This is a genomic window from Streptomyces sp. NPDC045470 (genome assembly GCF_040646595.1).
Taxonomy (GTDB): domain Bacteria; phylum Actinomycetota; class Actinomycetes; order Streptomycetales; family Streptomycetaceae; genus Streptomyces.
This window is the reverse complement of record NZ_JBEZAN010000010.1, coordinates 115854-132696: the sequence shown is the minus strand read 5'-3', so window position 1 is coordinate 132696 and position 16843 is coordinate 115854. Positions and strand designations below refer to the sequence as shown.

Below are 16843 nucleotides of genomic sequence, written 5' to 3'. Positions count from 1 at the left end.
ACGAGACGCACGAGGGACAGGTGAGGGCGATGGCCGGCACGAAGGACGGCGGGAGCGGCAAACCCGTGGCGCAGCGGCTGCTGGCCACCGCCACCCGGCTCTTCGCCGAGCGGGGCTACGACCGTACCTCCGTGCAGGAGATCGTCGAGGCCGCCGGGGTGACCAAGGGCGCCCTCTACCACTACTTCGGCTCCAAGGACGACCTGCTGCACGAGGTGTACGGGCGGGTGCTGCGGCTCCAGCAGGAGCGGCTGGACCGCTTCGCCTGCGCCGACGCGCCGGTGGAGCAGCGGCTGCGTGACGCGGCGGCGGACGTCGTGGTCACCACCATCGAGAACCTCGACGACACGAAGATCTTCTTCCGCTCGATGCACCATCTCGCGCCCGAGAAGGACAAGCAGGTACGGGCCGAGCGGCGGCGCTACCACGAACGGTTCCGCGCGCTGGTCGAAGAGGGCCAGCGCGCCGGGGTGTTCAGCAGCGCCACCCCGGCCGACCTGGTCGTGGACTACCACTTCGGGTCGGTGCACCACCTCGGCACCTGGTACCGCGAGGACGGCCCGCTCGCCCCGCAGCAGGTCGCCGACCACCTCGCCGACCTGCTGCTGCGGGCCTTGCGGCCGTGAGGGCGCCGTCGGACGGGGTCACGGGAGTTCTCGGGCCCCGCCGGTCCGCTTCTCGAACCAGTGATGGGCGTACGGCTCGTCGTTGAAGGCCGCGACCTCTTCGAAGCCGTACGAGCGGTACAGGGCGATCGCGTCGCCGAGCACCTTGTTGGTGTCCAGGCGGAGCACGCCGCGACCGTGCCGTACGGCCCGCGCCTCCAACTCGGCCAGCAGCCGGCGGCCGAGGCCGAGCCGCCGGGCGTGCGGGGCCACCCACATGCGTTTGATCTCGGCGGTGCCGGGCGGCAGCTTCAGCCCCGCACAGGCGACGGGCTCGCCGTGCAGCCGGGCCACCAGGAACAGGCCCTTGGGAGCGCGCAGTTCGCCCGCGTCGGGCAGCAGGCTCCGGGCGGGGTCGAAGCCCGTCTCGAACCGTTCCCGCATCTCGGTGAAGTAGGACCGCAGGCAGTGCCGGGCGTCCGGGTGGCCGGGGTCGACGACGTCCAGCGTGACCGTGGTGGCGGTCAGCAGCCGGTCGACCTCGGCCATGGCGGCGACCAGCCGGGCACGCTGGGCCTCGTTGAGCGGCTCCAGCAGGGAACCGGCCAGCTCGTCGCTGCGGCCGTCGAGCACGGCGCGCTCCGCGCGGCCCGCCTCGGTGAGCCGGACGGTGCGCACCCGCCGGTCCTCGGGCCGCGGCTCCACCGTCACCAGGCCGTCGGCCTCCAGGGAACGCAGCAGCCGGCTCACATAGCCGGAGTCCAGCCCCAGGCGCTCGCGCAGCCGCCGTACGTCCTGCCCCTGCCCGCCGATCTCCCAGAGCAGCCGGGCCTCGCCGATGGGCCGGCCGAGGCCGAGGTAGTGGTCGTGGAGCACGCCCACGCGCTCGGTGACCGTGCGGTTGAACCGCCGCACCTGGCCGATCTGCACCGCGTCCATTCCCTGACCTTAGTCAGGGAAATCGGGGCGGGGCAAGGGACCGTACGCCGCCGGGTCACCTGTGGCGTTTCAGCTCCCGGCGCGCCAGCGACCGCTGGTGCACCTCGTCCGGGCCGTCCGCGAGCCGCAGCGTACGAGCCGCCGCCCACAGCTCCGCCAGCGGGAAGTCCTGGCTGACGCCGCCCGCGCCGTGCAGTTGCACCGCCCGGTCCAGGATGTCCACGACCGTACGCGGTGTGGCGATCTTGATGGCCTGGATCTCCGTGTGCGCGCCCTTGTTGCCGACGGTGTCCATCAGCCACGCGGTCTTCAGCACCAGCAGCCGCAACTGCTCGACGGCCACCCGCGCGTCCGCGATCCACTGCTGCACGACGCCCTGCCCGGCCAGCGGCTTGCCGAAGGCCGTACGGGACACCGCGCGGCGGCACATCAGCTCGATGGCGCGCTCGGCCATCCCGATCAGCCGCATGCAGTGATGGATGCGGCCGGGGCCGAGGCGGGCCTGGGCGATGGCGAAGCCGCCGCCCTCCTCGCCGATCAGGTGCGCGGCCGGTACGCGGACGTCGTGGAAGACCACCTCGGCGTGGCCCCCGTGGTGGTGGTCCTCGTAGCCGTACACCTGCATGGCGCGGCGGACTTCGAGGCCCGGGGTGTCGCGGGGGACCAGCACCATCGACTGCTGGCGGCGCGGGTCGGCGCCGTCCGGGTCGGTCTTGCCCATCACGATGAAGATCTGGCACAGCGGGTTCATCGCGCCGGAGATGTACCATTTGCGGCCGTTGATGACGTAAGAGTCGCCCTTCCGCTCGATCCGGGTCTCGATGTTCGTGGCGTCCGAGGAGGCCACGTCCGGCTCGGTCATCGCGAACGCCGACCGGATCTCGCCCGCCAGCAGCGGCCGCAGCCACTGCTTCTTCTGCTCCTCCGAGCCGAACTGCGCCAGCACCTCCATGTTCCCGGTGTCCGGCGCCGCGCAGTTCAGCGCGGTCGGCGCCAACTGCGGGCTGCGGCCGGTGATCTCGGCCAGCGGCGCGTACTGGAGGTTCGTCAGGCCGGCGCCGTACTCCTCGTCCGGCAGGAACAGGTTCCACAGACCCTGCGCGCGCGCCTCGGCCTTGAGCTCCTCCACCACTGCCGGGGTCTCCCACGGCGAGGCCAGCGCGGCCCGCTGCTCCTCGGCGACCGCTTCGGCCGGGTACACCTGCTCGTCCATGAAGGCCAGCAGCCTGCCGCGCAGCTCTTCGGTGCGGGCGTCGAATGCGAAGTCCATCAGTGTGCCTCAGCCTTCCTTGGCGGTCGTCAGGGTGTCGAGGGTGGCCAGGCCGCGGTCGATGGAGACGGGTACCAGCTCGCCGATCCGGTCGAAGCCCGCGCCGAGGGTCTGCCCGAGGGTGAAGCGGTAGTGGATGCCTTCGAGGATCACGGCCAGCTTGAAGTACGCGAACGCCGTGTACCAGGCGATACCGGACACGTCCCGGCCGGATCCGGCCGCGTACCGCTCGATCAGCTCGGCCGCCTCCGGATGGCCGGGCGCGCCGCTCGTCGTGGCGATCGGGGAGCCGGGCACGTCCTCCTGCTCGCTGTACATCACCAGCAGCCCGAGATCGGTCAGCGGATCGCCGAGGGTGGACATCTCCCAGTCCAGTACGGCCGTGATCCGGTCGTCGGCGCCGACCAGCACGTTGTCCAGCCGGTAGTCACCGTGCACGACGGCGGGCGCGGGGGAGGCGGGCAGCGCCGCGCCCAGCGCCTCGTGCAGCGCGTCGATGCCCGGCAGTTCGCGGTTCTTCGACGCCGCCAGTTGCTTGCCCCAGCGGCGCAACTGCCGCTCCAGGAAACCGTCCGGCCGGCCGAAGCCGTCGAGGCCGACCGCCGCCGGGTCCACGGCGTGCAGCGCCACCAGTGTGTCGACGAGGGACAGCACCACCCCGCGGGTCCGCTCCGGGCCCAGCCCGGCGAGCTGTTCCGCCGTACGGTACGGCACGCCCTCGACCAGCTCCATCACGTAGAACGGCGCTCCGAGGACCTCCTCGTCCTCGCACAGCAGCAGCGCCTCGGGGACCGGCACCGCCGTCGGGTGCAGCGCGCTGATCACCCGGAACTCGCGCCCCATGTCGTGCGCGGTGGCCAGGACGTGGCCGAGCGGCGGGCGGCGGACGACCCACCGGTCGGTGCCGTCGGTGACCCGGTAGGTGAGGTTGGACCGGCCGCCCTCGATCAGCTCGGCATCCAGCGGTCCCCGTACCGCTCCGGGCAGTTCCCGGTCCAGGTGGTCCCGCAGCCGCTCCAGGTCCAGGCCCGGGGGTGCGGAACGCGGGGGAGGGGTGCCGTTGCTCATCGTGCTCCTCCGTACGGAAGGGACGGCCGCTCCGGTCGGGCGGCCGCTACGATCATGCCGACTAGTCGGTATGGCGTCCAGAGGGAGAGCATGGGGTGTGGGTCACCCGGCCGGAAAGGGCCGGTCGGGCCTCAGAGCAGGATCGCCGCGCCGAGCGCCGCCAGTGCGCAGACGCAGCCCGCCAGGGCCAGTGCCGTACGGGTGGACAGGACCGGCGGCCGGTCCGCGCACATCGCCCGCATCCGCAGGTGCGCCGCGGCCAGGAACGCGACCCACACCAGCAGTACCAGCGCCCCCGCGGCGACCACCACGGGCCCGGGGCCACGCTGCTGCACCACCTGGCGCCCCGCCAGGATCGCGACCAGCGTGCAGGACAAGGTGGTGCGCCGCCAGGCGAGGCGGGTGCGCTCCGGCTGGAGTCCGGGGTCGCGGGCCGGACGCGGCCGCTCCCGTGGCAAGGAACCGGCCATCGGTCAGCGCGTCCAGCCGATGACGACGAGGACGACCATCGCCGCCGCGAGCAGGCCGACGGCGACCGCCAGTACGGCCGGGAAGCGGGACGCGGGCAGATCCTCGCCGCGCCGCATCGCCCGCTCGCAGCGCACCCAGTGGTTGACCGCCCGCACCGCGCACAGCGCGCCGCCCACCAGCAGGACCACCGTGAACGTCACCCGCAGCACGTCGTGCAGCCGGGGCAGGAACTGGTCCACCGCGAAGCCGCCGCCCACCAGCGCCAGCCCGGTCCGCAGCCAGGCCAGGAAGGTCCGTTCGTTGGCGAGGGAGAAGCGGTAGTCGGGCGTCGTGCCCTCCTCGCGGACGCGCGCCGGTGTGAACCACAGCCGTACGCCCGCGCCGATCGACCGCAGTCTGTCGGTGAGGATCATGGCCAGAACCCTACGCGGTACTCGTCCGGCGGGCCCTTGCCCGGGGCCGTCCGGCGGCCGCCCCTCCTCGTGCCGCCCACCGGGGCCGCCGCTCCCCGCGGTCGTCGGGGTCACCGTTCCCGCTCGGCCCGCCGCTCCAGCAGCCGCTGCCAGGCGGACATGCCGTCCGGCGTCCACTCCCACTCCGGAATGCGCCGCGCCAACTCCTCCTCGGTGAGGAAGGCGTGCCAGTCCACCTCGGACTCCTGCGGCTGTACGGGCAGCGTGCAGCGCACCTCGTAGACCGTCGACCACCAGGTGTGCTCGGGCGTCTCGTACAGGAACTTGAACAGCGGGACCGGTCGTGGGAGGCCGGTCACGCCCAGTTCCTCCTCCGCCTCGCGCAGCGCGGTCCCGTCGTACGTCTCGCCCGCGCCGACCACGCCGCCGACGAACATGTCGTAGTGCGAGGGGAAGACCAGCTTCCGCGCGGTCCGGCGGTGCACGAAGATCCGGTCCTCGGCGTCGCGGGCGAGGACGAAGGCGCAGCGCGTCCGCAGCCGGTGGGCGTAGGCGTCGCCCCGCCGGGCCTGTCCCACCACCTCGTCGCTCTCGCTGACGACGTCGACGATCTCGTCCGCGCTCAGTGGCTGTTGTCCGTCCATGCCCCCATGCAACCAGCCCACGGGGGCCGGTGCGGCACGGGTGCCGCGGCGCGCAGCAGTTTCTCCCCGGTCCCGGCCCCTGCCGTCCGTGCCATGCGGGCACTTCGATGCTGGGCATTGTTACTGTCGAGATCTCCGTCCGGACCGTCTCACCACCGCACGGCCGTGAAGTCGACCGGCCGCGGCCGCAGCTCCCGGGTACGGGCGGCCAGTCCCCGCATCCGGGCGGCCATCTCGTCGGCGGGCAGTTGCTTGCGTCCGCCGTGGCCGGGCAGCAGCCACTCGAAGCGCAGCCCGGCGACGGTACGGTCCAGGGAGGCGGCCAGTTCCTCGATGGAGTACCAGGTGACGGTGTCCGCCACCTCGACGTCGCCGGTCGTGCGCGACCAGTAGAAGCTGTCCCCGCTGAAGCAGTACCGCTCGTCGGCGACGTAGAGCACGCTGCCCGCGGTGTGGCCGGGCAGCGGATGGGCGAGCACGCCTTCGGCGATCTCCGTGGCCCGGGTGCCGCGCAGGACGTGGTCCGCGTCGGGCACGGAGTCCAGGTCGCCTTCGTGGATCCACAGCCGGGCCCCGAAGCGGTCGGCGTAGCGGCGGCCGTGCGCCACGTGGTCCCGGTGGGTGAGCAGCACGTCGGTGACGGGCCCGAGCGCCTCGTACCGCGCGGCCAGGGGCTCGCTCCAGCGCGGCGTGTCCACCATCATCAGCGTGCCGCCGGGGCGGTGCAGGAGGTAGGAGTTGGCTCCGGCGGTGTGCGGGGAGTTGTGGCCGCAGAACAGGACGTCGGTGGTGCCGAGCCGCAGGGGATAGGGGTCCAGGGCCGGGTCGAGCCGGCGGGTGGGGTGCCGGATGGAGCGGGTGGGGCACGCGAACGCCGCGGCGTGGAGCTGCTGTTCCTCGGCGGCGCCGTGCGGCTGCCGTACGACCTCGGAGCGGCCGCCGGTCTCGATGATCAGGTCGGGGGCGAGCTGCCGGGCGACATCGCAGTTGGTGCAGCGGTTGTCGACGTACCAGGCGTCCCCGGAGTCCCCGGCGTGCCGGGCGTCGTGGGCGTCCCGGGCGTTGCGGGTGCCCTCCGGGACGGGTCGGGCATCGTTCATGGCATGCCTCACTCTTCGGGCTTCGGGTGGCTTGTAAGGAGTGCGTACGAATACGGGTGCGTACGAAGAGCTAACGCGCCGGACCGCGGAAAGGGGAAGGGGTGCCAGGTCTTGTTTCTCCTGCTCAAGGGGTCTCTCGCGCGGCCCGGCTGAACGACGTGTACATGGCGAGACGACGTTACGGTGGGGGTGGCGGGCGGCCCCCGAACCGTCCGCCACCCTCCCTCACCCCGCCTGCAACTCCCGCACCCGCTCCGGCCGCCCGGCCACCCCCGCCGGCATCGCCGGATGCCGTCCGATCAGGACGATGCCGCCCACGACCGCCGCCGGCCCGGCGGCCTCCCAGGCGAGCGCCCCGGCGGTCACGTTCAGCCGGTCGCCCGGGAAGCCGACCCCGCAGACGATGCCCGCCAGCGGCTGGGCCGCCGTCAGCGCGGGCAGCGACATGCGCAGCGGCGCCGTCTCGAAGGCGCTCTGCACCAGTACCAGCGCGACGACGCCCAGTACGAGCACCGGGTACGGCTCCCAGCCGGTGAGCAGCGCTGCCCGCCGCCGCGCCCGAACCGCTCGCCGCCGATCCGGGTCAGGGCGTCCTGGAGCCCGTACAGCAGCCCGGCCGCCGCCCCCAGCAGTGCCGCTTCCCGGCTCATCCGTACGCGCTTGGCACAGGCCGCCAGCAGCAGCGCGAGCCGAGTACGGCACCCATGACCAGCCGGTGCCGCACCGGATCGGTGACGCCGTGGCCGCCGTGCGGCTCGCCGGCCACGATGAACGCCGTCACCCCGCCCGCCAGCAGCCACAGGCCGCTCCACCCCTGCCGGCCGAGCCGCTCCCGGGTGAGGTACCGGGACAGGGCCATGGCGAAGAGCAGGTTGGTGGCGAGCAGCGGTTCCACGAGGGTGACCTCCCCCATGCCGAGCGCCACCGCGCCCAGCGCCATGCCGGCGGTCATGCATCCGATGCCGGCCGACCGGCGCGGCATCCGGGCCAGGTCGAGCAACAGGCGCAGGGAGAGGAAGTTCCGCATCGGGGCGCACTGGGCCGCACCCTGCTGGAGCACGAATCCGACGCCCAGGCAGCCGGCCGCGCTCACGGCCAGCAGGACCACCGTCACGTCAGGCACCTCAAGTCCGCCGGTGAGGCGGGGACTTGGCCGAACCTGGTCGCCCGTGCGGCCACCCGTCGCCCGCTTGCCGCCCGCCCTTCGGCACCGGGCACGCCCGAGTACCCCGTACGAGTGGCGCCGGAACCCGAGGTTGACGCGCGGTCCGCCCGCGCTGAGGATCGGTAGCCACGATGGCGGCCGGGCCCTCCGGCGCGCCGCGGCGAGGAGAGAAGACTGGCGGCCATGGCCTACGACGCTGATGTGATCGTGATCGGAGCGGGTCTGGCGGGCCTCGCGGCCACCGCCGAGCTCGCCGAGGCGGGACGCAAGGTGATCCTCCTGGACCAGGAGCCCGCGAGCGGCCTCGGCGGCCAGGCCCACTGGTCCTTCGGAGGCCTCTTCCTCGTCGGCTCGCCCGAGCAGCGGCGGCTGCGCATCCGCGACACCCACGAGCTGGCCTGGCAGGACTGGCTCGGCGCGGCCGGCTTCGACCGCCCCGAGGACCACTGGCCGCGCAAGTGGGCCGAGGCGTACGTCGACTTCGCGGCGGGGGAGAAACGCCCCTGGCTGCACCGGCAGGGCGTGCGGTTCTTCCCGGTCGTCGGCTGGGCCGAGCGCGGCGGCTACGAGGCCACCGGGCACGGCAACTCCGTACCGCGCTTCCACATCACCTGGGGCACCGGGCCCGGCCTGGTCGAACCCTTCGAACGGCGGGTGCGGGCCGGTGTCGCGCGCGGCCTGGTGGAGCTGCGCTTCCGGCACCGCGTCACCGGCCTGGCGCGCAGCGCGGGCACGGTCGACACCGTCACCGGAGAGATCCTGGAGCCGTCGGACGCCGGGCGCGGCGCACCCAGCAGCCGCGAGGTGGCCGGCGCCTTCGAGCTGCGCGCCCAGGCCGTGATCGTCACCTCGGGCGGCATCGGCGGCAACCACGACCTGGTGCGCGCCAACTGGCCCGCACGCCTCGGCACACCGCCGGAGCACCTGCTGTCCGGGGTGCCCGCACACGTGGACGGCCTGATGCTGGGCGTCACCGAGGCGGCCGGCGGCCGGATCGTCAACCGGGACCGCATGTGGCACTACACCGAGGGCATCGACAACTGGAACCCCATCTGGCCCCGGCACGGCATCCGCATCCTGTCCGGCCCGTCACCGCTGTGGCTGGACGCGCACGGCAAACGGCTGCCGGTACCGCTCTTCCCCGGCTTCGACACGCTCGGCACCCTCGAACACATCATGCGGACCGGCCACGCCCACACCTGGTTCGTCCTCACCCAGAAGATCATCGAGAAGGAGTTCACCCTCTCCGGCTCCGAACAGAACCCGGACCTGACCGGGCGCAGCGTCCGGGACGTGCTGAAGCGTCCGCTGCCCGGCGCCCCCGGCCCGGTGCGGGCGTTCATGGACCGGGGTGCGGACTTCGTCGTCGAGCGCTCCCTCGGCGATCTCGTACGGCGGATGAACCAGCTCACCGGGAAACCGCTGCTCGACGAGGCCGCGCTGCGCCGCGAGATCGTCGCGCGCGACCGCGAGATCGCCCACTCCTTCACCAAGGACCTCCAGGTCACCGCCGTGCGCGGGGCACGCAAGTACCTGGGTGACCGGCTGATCCGCACCGCGTCACCGCACCGGCTGCTGGACCCGAAGGCCGGCCCGCTGATCGCCGTACGGCTGAACATCCTCACCCGCAAGACGCTCGGCGGCCTGGAGACCGACCTGTCCTCACGGGTGCTGACCGAGGGCGGCGAACCGCTGCCGGGCGTGTACGCGGCGGGGGAGGCGGCGGGCTTCGGTGGCGGTGGCGTGCACGGCTACCGGTCGCTGGAAGGCACCTTCCTGGGCGGCTGCATCTTCTCGGGACGCACCGCGGGCCGGGCGGCGGCCAAGGCGGTGGGCTGAATACGGAGGAGCCGAGTGACGGGGCCGAGTGCCGGGAACGGGTTCAGGTCACGTCGATCTCGTACCGCACGGCGTATTCCCAGTCGCTGAATCCCGGCACGTTCGACTGCGCGCTGGACGGCACGCCTTCATGAATCACCGGGTTCTTGTTCGTGAGCTTCCAGGTCCACGGGCCGTTTCGGCCGGTCTGGAGGTCCTTGACGGCGACGCGCTTTTCCACGGTGCCGAGAACGTCGTCCTTGTCGATGGTGTCGAGCACCTTCGCCAGCGCCGGGACCGTCGCGGTGAGGATCGCCGCCGCCACGGCTCCCGCCGCGGGTGTGGCGACCGCACCGACCGCCGTACCGATGCCGGCCACCAGTGATGCCGTCAGCGCCTGGTACTTGGCGTCGAAATCTTTCTCCGCGTTGAAGTCCTCGTCGAAGAACTGAAGGGCGACCTCCACGAAATCGCTCGTCTTCACATCGCCCTCGAAGATCACCGACTCGGCGTCCGGGAACTGTTTGCGGTCGTTGTCGTTGATCTTGATCGGTTTCGTCAGGACGGCCGTGTGCCGACGCCCCGACTCGGGGCCCGTCCCGCCGCCGCCCGCGACATAGAAGTCGTCGGCGCCGGTGATGTCCTCGGTGTTGATGCAGTGCACGTCCTTCAGGCGCATGACCACATGCTTCGTGTCGCCCACGGCGGACTCCTGTCGTCATTTCAGCAGTCTCAAAAAGATATCACTGCCCAGGTTTGCGGCGATTCACTCTCGCGGGTGTTTCCTGCTTTTGTCCGGCGCCATACGCTCGTTCTGGAAGGGGGCGGGGCCTTTCGGTAGGGGCGGGATTCCGTGTCCGATCGCATGGCCCTGACGTTTGCCCGCTTCGCTGGTTCGAAGGACATTCAAAGTTTCTTGCCAGAAGGGAAGAAAAACCATGCGCTGGATTGTCATGTCCACAAAGGGGCTGGCTGTCGCGGCGGCCGCAGGATTTCTGGTGGCTGCGGCGCCGCAGACCGTGATGGCTGCAACTCCGTACGAATGCGCTGATGAATCTGTCTGCCTGTTCCAGGAGCATGGCGGCGTGGGCGCCAAGCTGGAAGTCCACGACGCTGTCGCCGACCTCCGCAATACTCCCGGTTGGAACGACAAGGCTCGAAGTGTGTTCAACAGGACCTCGGACGACTGGTGTCTGTACCGCGACGAGAATTACAAGGGCGAATTCAAGATTGTCGGCCCTGGTTCCGGCACGAACCTCACCAATGAATTCGACAGGTCGGTGAGCTCGCTCCGTCCGATGCCGGACGGCGGATGCGCGGCCTGACGGTTGATCCCCTGCCGCCGCTCCGCCGGGCCCCGGTCCGGCGGAGCGGCGGTGCTTTCCCGGCTCTCCCGGCGCGGCGGTCCACCGGGCCGCCGCGCCCCGCTGCTTGTTGACAAGTGTGTTGACGTGCAAGGGAGTTGGCTTTTCGGTCATTCTTCGAACCGCCTTGACGCGAAGCTGTGTCGGCCGGTTTGCTGTGCGTGACCTTTTGGTGTCGATCAGTGCACCGATTCTGCTCACACGCGTCCGGGATGTGGCGCGTCCGGAGGTGAAGCGCGTCGTGGAGTGTTCCTGCCCGTGACCCCTCCGCCACCCCTGCCGCTGGGCCGGTCCCGCCGCAAGGACGCGCCGGTCCTCGACCCGGCCCTGGACGACGTCCAACTCGCCGCCTCCGTGGACGCCCTGGCGCACGGGCGCTGGGTCCGGGTACGGACCCTGCTGGCCGACACCGGTACGGACTGGGACCTGCGGGGCCACCGGCTGGTGGTGCTCGCCGAAGGCGCGGCCAGCGCCGCCTGGGCCGGTGACTGGCGTCTCGCCGAACCGGACAGCGCCGATGCCGCCGCCCTGCTGGCCTGCGCCCTGGTCTTCCAGGCGCTGCGCGGCCGGAGCGACCAGGACGCAGCGCGCGAAGCCTGCCGGCTCGCCGCCGCCATGGCGCCCCGCGACCCGACCCCGTGGCTCGGCCTGCTGATTCTCGCCCGCCGCACCGGCACCCCCGACGAACGCGAGCACGCCTTCGACCAGGTGCGGGCCCGGCACCCCGACCACCACCACGCCCACCACCTGATGGCCGCCTGCCTGGCCGAGCAGCGGCAGAACGGCGCCGACGACCCGCTGCACCAGGTCTACGACTTCGCGTACTGGGCCGCCGAACAGGCCCCCGCCGACTCGCCGCTGGCGATCCTGCCCGTCGTCGCCCACGCCGAGCGCTACCGCGCCCTGGCCGCCGCCGGTCTCGAACCGGCGGATCCGGCCGCCTCCGGCCACTGGTCCACCCGCCGCGCCCGTCAGGTCATGAAGGCGGCCTTCGACTGGTGGCTGGAGTGGGAGGGCGAGGACCACCCGCGCCGCAAGGTGGATCTCAACTTCCTCGCGCACGCCAAGTACCACGAGGGGCGGATGGCGGAGGCCGCCGCGCTCTTCCACCGCATCGGCCCGCACGTCACCGCCGCCCCCTGGTCCTACCCCGACCGGGATGCCCGCAAGGCGTTCAAGGCGGCCCGCGCCACGGCCTTCCGCACCGCCTGACCCCGGCGCCCGGCCCACCCGGCGCACGCACCACGCACACTGCACCACCGGCACCACGCAGCACCGCCGGCACGACGTACGCAGCACCACCCGCACCACGCACCACGCACGACGCGCACCCCCGCCTCCGCGCTCCACGGAAAGGACACCTCCGCGCCATGCTGACGAGCAGTACGGGTAACAAGGGCAACCAGGGACGCACGTACCGCACGGGACGTGCCGGAAGTCCCGGCGGTCCAGGGGAGATCAGCACCTTCAAGGGGCAGGAGCGGGCCCTGCGGGCCGGCCGCATCGGCACCGCGGGGCTGCTGCTGTCCGTGCTGGCCGCGAGCGCGCCCCTGATGGTGGTGGCCGGTGTCATGGTCACCACGTACCAGGTCATGGGCATCGTCGGGCAGCCGCTGCTCTTCGTCATCCTGGGTGTGGTGATGGCGCTGTTCAGCGTCGGCTACGCGGAGATGAGCCGGCACGTGCACAACGCCGGTGCCTTCTACGCGTACATCGCGCGCGGCCTCGGCGGCACGGCGGGTGCCGGCGCCTCCTTCGTCGCGCTCGCCGCGTACAGCGCCCTGCAGTTCGGCATCTACGGCATCTTCGGCTTCGAGGTGACCGGGCTGCTGCACCAGTACTTCGGTGTCACCGTCTCCTGGTGGGTGCCCGCGCTGCTCGGCGTCGCCCTGATCGGTGTGCTCGGCGCGCTGAAGATCGACCTGAACGCCAAGGTGCTGGGGGTGCTGCTCGCCGCCGAGGTCGTCCTGATCGCCGTCTTCGACATCGCCTTCGCCGCCGCACCCGGGCCGCAGGGCCTGTCGCTGCACGCCTTCGACCCGGCCACCCTCGGCGGCGCGGGCCTGGGCACCGCGCTGTGCTTCGCCGTCGCCGCGTTCGTCGGCTTCGAACAGGCCCCCGTCTACGCCGAGGAGACCAGCCGGCCGCAGACGGTCGTGGCGCGGGTGATGTTCCTCGCCGTCGGCTTCGTCGCGGTCTTCTTCGCGCTCAGCTCCTGGCTGATCGGTGTCGCCACCGGCCCGGACCACGTCGTCGGTACGGCGGGCAAGGAGGGACCCGGCCTGATCTTCGCCCTCACCGGCCCGCGGCTCGGCGGCACGTTCACCGACCTCCTGCACCTCTTCTTCGTGACCGGCATCTTCGCCTCGATGCTCAGCTTCCACAACGTGGTGGCCCGCTACGCCTTCGCGATGGGCCGCGAGGGTTTGCTGCCGGCCGCGCTCGGCCGTACCGCCAGGTCCAGCGGGGCCCCGGCGCTCGGCTCGCTGCTCCAGTCCGTCATCTCGCTGCTCGTCGTGGGCGCCTTCGCGCTCACCGACCGCACTCCGGACGGCGATCCCACCACCCCCGTGCTGAAGCTGTTCACCTGGGGCGGCAACGTGGGCGCGCTCGGCGTGATCGTGCTGATGGCCACCGCGTCCGTCGCCGTCATCGCGTTCTTCGTACGGCGCGGAGCGGGGCGGGCGCAGGCCGGGCGGTTGCTGGCCGCCGGACTGGCCGCGCTGGCGCTGCTGACCGTACTGGTCTACGCCGTCAAGGACTTCGGCGTCCTGGTCAGCGCGGCGGAGGGCTCGGCGCTGACCTGGGTGCTGCCCGGGGTCATCGGGCTGGCGGCGCTGGTCGGACTCGGGTACGGGCGCGTCCTGCGCGCCCGGCGGCCGCAGGTGCACGCCCGTATCGGTCTGGGCAACGAAGCGTTTCAACTGGAGAAGGCGGCGAGTACGTCGTCCCCGTCGTCCCCGCGTGAGGAGAGCTGACCGATGGCACACAGCACGCCGGAACCGCAGCCGCCCGCTCCCCGTCCTCCCGACCCGCACGCCCCGGACCCGCACCCCCTCGACCCGCTCACCGCCGACGAGATCACCGCGGCCCGCGACGTCCTGCACGGCGCGGGCCTGGTGGGGGGCACCACCCGGTTCCCGCTCGTCCTGCTGGACGAGCCGGACCGGCACACCGTCGCCGCCCACCGCCCCGGCGCCCCGGTCGTCCGCCGGCTGCGCGTGACCCTCCTGGACACCGCGACCGGTGCCGCCGCCGAAGCGGTCGTGGACGTCAGCGCCCGCGTCCTGCTCGCCCACCGCCCGCTGGACCCGGCGGCGGACGGCCAGCCGCCGGTCCTCTTCGAGGAGTACGAACGCTGCGACGAGATCGTCAAGGCCGACCCGGGCTGGCGCAAGGCCATGGCCGGGCGCGGCATCACCGACACCTCGCTCGCCGTCTGCGCGCCGCTGGCGGCCGGCAACTTCGGCCGGGCCGAGGAGACCGGGCGCCGGATGCTGCGCTCGCTGACGTTCCTGCGCTGCGAGACGGCCGACAACCCCTTCGCCCACCCGGTGGGCGGCCTGGTCGCCGACGTGGACCTGACCGAGCGGCGGGTCGTCCGGCTGATCGACACCGGAGCGGTGCCGGTGCCCGCCGCATGCGGGCGCTACGAGGCGGAGTTCAACGGCCCCGCGCGCACCGACCTGAAGGCCCTGGAGATCAGCCAGCCCGACGGCCCCTCCTTCACCTTGGACGGACACCGCCTGACCTGGCAGAACTGGTCACTGCGGCTGGACTTCAACTCCCGCGAGGGCCTGGTGCTGCACGAACTGTCCTACCGCGACGGCGACCGCGTACGGCCCGTACTGCACCGCGCCTCGCTCGCCGAGATGGCCGTCCCGTACGCCGACCCCGGCGCGGACCGCAACTGGATCTGCTACCTGGACGTCGGCGAGTACACCCTCGGCCGCAACGCCAACGCGCTGCGGCTGGGCTGCGACTGCCTCGGCGAGATCCGGTACGTGGACGCGGTCCTCCCCGACGACCACGGGATGCCGCAGACGCTGCCCAACGCCGTCTGCATCCACGAGGAGGACCACGGCCTCCTGTGGAAGCACACCAACATGTTCAGCGGGTTCTCCGCCGAGAGCCGCCGCTCCCGCCGCCTGGTCGTCTCGTGCGTCGCCACGCTCGGCAACTACGACTACGGCTTCTCCTGGTACCTGTACCAGGACGGCGGCATCGAGTTCGAGGTCAAGTCCACCGGCCTGGTGCAGACCTCGGCCTCCGAGCCGGGCACGGTCTCCCCGTACGCCACCGAGATCGCCCCCGGCCTCCAGGCCCCGTACCACCAGCACCTGTTCTGCGCGCGGCTGGACCCGGCGGTGGACGGCCACGCGAACACGGTGGAGGAGGTCGACATCGTCCGGATTCCCATGGGCCCCGACAACCCCAACGGCAACGCCTTCACCGTGCGCGCCACCCCCGTCACCGACTCCGGGGAGGCCGGACGGCTGGCCGACCCGGCCGTCGGCCGCCGCTGGCGCATCACCAACCCCACCGCCCGCAACCGCACCGGACAGCCCGTCGCCTACACCCTGACCCCGCAGCCGTCCGGCCCGCCGCTCCTCGCGCAGCCCGGCTCCGCGGTCGCCGCCCGGGTCGCCTACGCCGCCAAGCACCTGTGGATCACCCGGAGCGCGCCCGGCCGCCGCTACCCGGACGGTGACTACCCCAACCAGCACCCCGGGGGCGCCGGCGTCCCCGAGTGGTCACGCCCCGGCGAGTCCCTGGAGAACACCGCCCTCACCCTCTGGCACTGCTTCGGGCCGACCCACCTGCCGCGCCTGGAGGACTGGCCGGTCATGCCGGTCGACCGCTGCGGCTTCACCCTCCGGCCGACCGGGTTCTTCGACCGGAACCCGACACTGGACCTGCCCCGGGAGAGCGGCGCGGGCGGGCCCTGCCACGCTCAGGGGAGGTGAGCGGTCCGACAGGTGGGTGAAGCGGGCCGGCGGCGGGGTCCTCAGGCTCCGTCCGGCCCGTCGAGCGGCGTCGGCTCCCACGCGCGCCGCAGTTGCGCGCGCAGCAACGGCAGCGGACTGTCGTCGATGCCGCGGAGCCGGTCGGAGAGGAGCGTCAGCGTGTCGCAGCGGGCCAGTTGCAGCGCGCGGGCGCACCCGCCGCGGTCGAATCCCGCGGCCTCCGCGATCCGTACGGCGGCCACCGCGCCGACCGAGATCGCGAGGCCCGCGACGTCCTCGGCGGGGTCGCCGGTCACCGCGTCCGTCCAGTCCAGCACGCCGCTGATCCGGCCGTCCTCGGCGACGAGCAGGTGCTCTCCCTTGAGGTCGTTGTGCACCAGCGTGCCGGGTGCCGTGGCGCTCTCCGCCCCTGGCACGCGCAGTCTCGGCAGCAGGCCGGACGCGAACTCGCCGCGCGCGGCGACGGCCTCCGCCGCCGCCGTGGCGCGGCGCAGCAGCCCCGGCATGTTGCGCGGCGCCTCCGGCGGCACGCCCAGCGCCTCGGCGGACGCCACCGGCACCTCGGCGAGCAGGACGAGCAGCCGCGCCAGCTCGGACTCGCCCGCCGCCGTCACCGGGCGCAGTTCGGCGGAGACCCCGCCCAGCCGGGTGTCCAGGGTGAAGGCACGTCCGCGCGCCCACTCACCGTTCGCCACACTGACCGGCAGCGGCACACCGACCCGGTCCCCGATCAGCTCGCGCAACGCGATCTCCCGGCGCAGCCGCTCCGAGCCGCCCCGGTCCAGCGCGCACCGGGCCACGTGGTCCGGCCCCACCCACCAGGACGCGTGATCGCCGCCCTCGCCGACGGGCCGGACATCGGCCGCGGCCGCGCCGGGAACGGCGTCCTGGGCCAGCCGGGCCACCTCTGCCGCCTCCGGCCAACGTTCATCCGTCATGATCGCCATCATGCCCCAGCGGGCCGCCGGAGAAGGGCGGATGTCCGGCCGACGCCCGTGTTCCGTGGCGGTGGTCCGGCG

At 72.7% G+C, this 16843-nt stretch carries 15 protein-coding genes and 1 pseudogene; 6 read left to right on the top strand and 10 right to left on the bottom strand.

Annotation, left to right across the window (positions count from 1 at the left end; genetic code table 11):
• Nucleotides 1-29 precede the first annotated feature (29 nt).
• A complete protein-coding gene (locus tag AB0A97_RS25820; RefSeq protein ID WP_030021412.1) occupies nt 30-626 on the top strand; it encodes a TetR/AcrR family transcriptional regulator in 597 nt (198 codons plus the stop codon).
• Between the two features lie 18 nt (nt 627-644).
• Here the strand turns inward: AB0A97_RS25820 and AB0A97_RS25815 are convergent, their stop codons facing one another.
• From AB0A97_RS25815 to AB0A97_RS25780, 8 genes and pseudogenes are all read right to left on the bottom strand, one after another.
• Nucleotides 645-1544, bottom strand: coding sequence for a bifunctional helix-turn-helix transcriptional regulator/GNAT family N-acetyltransferase (locus tag AB0A97_RS25815; protein WP_361154245.1), 900 nt, complete (start codon nt 1542-1544; stop codon nt 645-647).
• 55 nt (nt 1545-1599) lie between these two features.
• Nucleotides 1600-2814 carry an acyl-CoA dehydrogenase family protein gene (locus AB0A97_RS25810; protein ID WP_361154243.1) on the bottom strand — a complete coding sequence of 405 codons (1215 nt, stop codon included), beginning with the start codon at nt 2812-2814 and terminating at the stop codon, nt 1600-1602.
• 9 nt (nt 2815-2823) lie between these two features.
• Nucleotides 2824-3882 (bottom strand): phosphotransferase family protein, encoded by a 1059-nt coding sequence (locus tag AB0A97_RS25805; protein WP_361154241.1) that lies wholly within the window; start codon nt 3880-3882, stop codon nt 2824-2826.
• A gap of 131 nt (nt 3883-4013) precedes the next feature.
• On the bottom strand, nt 4014-4352 hold the full coding sequence (locus tag AB0A97_RS25800; RefSeq protein ID WP_361154239.1) for a DUF202 domain-containing protein: 339 nt from the start codon (nt 4350-4352) through the stop codon (nt 4014-4016).
• Nucleotides 4353-4355: 3 nt separating this feature from the next.
• Nucleotides 4356-4766: a DUF202 domain-containing protein gene (locus tag AB0A97_RS25795; RefSeq protein ID WP_125047986.1), complete on the bottom strand. Its 411-nt coding sequence runs from the start codon at nt 4764-4766 to the stop codon at nt 4356-4358.
• A gap of 110 nt (nt 4767-4876) precedes the next feature.
• Nucleotides 4877-5410 carry an NUDIX domain-containing protein gene (locus AB0A97_RS25790; RefSeq protein ID WP_361154237.1) on the bottom strand — a complete coding sequence of 178 codons (534 nt, stop codon included), beginning with the start codon at nt 5408-5410 and terminating at the stop codon, nt 4877-4879.
• A 149-nt stretch (nt 5411-5559) separates the two neighbouring features.
• Nucleotides 5560-6510, bottom strand: coding sequence for an MBL fold metallo-hydrolase (locus AB0A97_RS25785; RefSeq protein ID WP_361154234.1), 951 nt, complete (start codon nt 6508-6510; stop codon nt 5560-5562).
• Nucleotides 6511-6735: 225 nt separating this feature from the next.
• Nucleotides 6736-7624: pseudogene (locus tag AB0A97_RS25780) on the bottom strand (DMT family transporter).
• Between the two features lie 234 nt (nt 7625-7858).
• Between AB0A97_RS25780 and AB0A97_RS25775 the strand changes: the two are divergent.
• Nucleotides 7859-9514 carry an FAD-binding dehydrogenase gene (locus AB0A97_RS25775; RefSeq protein ID WP_361154231.1) on the top strand — a complete coding sequence of 552 codons (1656 nt, stop codon included), beginning with the start codon at nt 7859-7861 and terminating at the stop codon, nt 9512-9514.
• Nucleotides 9515-9557: 43 nt separating this feature from the next.
• Here the strand turns inward: AB0A97_RS25775 and AB0A97_RS25770 are convergent, their stop codons facing one another.
• The gene (locus AB0A97_RS25770) at nt 9558-10196 is read right to left on the bottom strand and encodes a hypothetical protein (RefSeq protein WP_361154229.1); all 639 of its coding nucleotides are present in this window, start codon (nt 10194-10196) and stop codon (nt 9558-9560) included.
• 235 nt (nt 10197-10431) lie between these two features.
• Here AB0A97_RS25770 and AB0A97_RS25765 point away from each other — a divergent pair, with 235 nt between their 5' ends.
• The 4 genes from AB0A97_RS25765 (at nt 10432) to AB0A97_RS25750 (ending at nt 15824) form a co-directional block, all read left to right on the top strand.
• The gene (locus AB0A97_RS25765) at nt 10432-10818 is read left to right on the top strand and encodes a peptidase inhibitor family I36 protein (RefSeq protein ID WP_361154226.1); all 387 of its coding nucleotides are present in this window, start codon (nt 10432-10434) and stop codon (nt 10816-10818) included.
• A 297-nt stretch (nt 10819-11115) separates the two neighbouring features.
• Nucleotides 11116-12069: a hypothetical protein gene (locus AB0A97_RS25760; protein WP_361154223.1), complete on the top strand. Its 954-nt coding sequence runs from the start codon at nt 11116-11118 to the stop codon at nt 12067-12069.
• Between the two features lie 158 nt (nt 12070-12227).
• Nucleotides 12228-13835 carry an APC family permease gene (locus AB0A97_RS25755; protein ID WP_361154221.1) on the top strand — a complete coding sequence of 536 codons (1608 nt, stop codon included), beginning with the start codon at nt 12228-12230 and terminating at the stop codon, nt 13833-13835.
• A gap of 3 nt (nt 13836-13838) precedes the next feature.
• On the top strand, nt 13839-15824 hold the full coding sequence (locus AB0A97_RS25750) for a primary-amine oxidase (protein WP_361154218.1): 1986 nt from the start codon (nt 13839-13841) through the stop codon (nt 15822-15824).
• Between the two features lie 41 nt (nt 15825-15865).
• Here the strand turns inward: AB0A97_RS25750 and AB0A97_RS25745 are convergent, their stop codons facing one another.
• Nucleotides 15866-16762, bottom strand: a complete 897-nt coding sequence (locus AB0A97_RS25745) for an aminoglycoside phosphotransferase family protein (RefSeq protein ID WP_361154216.1) — start codon at nt 16760-16762, stop codon at nt 15866-15868.
• Nucleotides 16763-16843 lie beyond the last annotated feature (81 nt).

Bases quoted from the DNA above. Each gene is read 5' to 3' on its own strand.
- AB0A97_RS25820 (WP_030021412.1), top strand. From the start codon at position 30: ATGGCCGGCACGAAGGACGGCGGGAGCGGCAAACCCGTGGCGCAGCGG.
- AB0A97_RS25815 (WP_361154245.1), bottom strand. From the start codon at position 1,544: ATGGACGCGGTGCAGATCGGCCAGGTGCGGCGGTTCAACCGCACGGTC.
- AB0A97_RS25810 (WP_361154243.1), bottom strand. From the start codon at position 2,814: ATGGACTTCGCATTCGACGCCCGCACCGAAGAGCTGCGCGGCAGGCTG.
- AB0A97_RS25805 (WP_361154241.1), bottom strand. From the start codon at position 3,882: ATGAGCAACGGCACCCCTCCCCCGCGTTCCGCACCCCCGGGCCTGGAC.
- AB0A97_RS25800 (WP_361154239.1), bottom strand. From the start codon at position 4,352: ATGGCCGGTTCCTTGCCACGGGAGCGGCCGCGTCCGGCCCGCGACCCC.
- AB0A97_RS25795 (WP_125047986.1), bottom strand. From the start codon at position 4,766: ATGATCCTCACCGACAGACTGCGGTCGATCGGCGCGGGCGTACGGCTG.
- AB0A97_RS25790 (WP_361154237.1), bottom strand. From the start codon at position 5,410: ATGGACGGACAACAGCCACTGAGCGCGGACGAGATCGTCGACGTCGTC.
- AB0A97_RS25785 (WP_361154234.1), bottom strand. From the start codon at position 6,510: ATGAACGATGCCCGACCCGTCCCGGAGGGCACCCGCAACGCCCGGGAC.
- AB0A97_RS25775 (WP_361154231.1), top strand. From the start codon at position 7,859: ATGGCCTACGACGCTGATGTGATCGTGATCGGAGCGGGTCTGGCGGGC.
- AB0A97_RS25765 (WP_361154226.1), top strand. From the start codon at position 10,432: ATGCGCTGGATTGTCATGTCCACAAAGGGGCTGGCTGTCGCGGCGGCC.
- AB0A97_RS25755 (WP_361154221.1), top strand. From the start codon at position 12,228: ATGCTGACGAGCAGTACGGGTAACAAGGGCAACCAGGGACGCACGTAC.
- AB0A97_RS25750 (WP_361154218.1), top strand. From the start codon at position 13,839: ATGGCACACAGCACGCCGGAACCGCAGCCGCCCGCTCCCCGTCCTCCC.
- AB0A97_RS25745 (WP_361154216.1), bottom strand. From the start codon at position 16,762: ATGACGGATGAACGTTGGCCGGAGGCGGCAGAGGTGGCCCGGCTGGCC.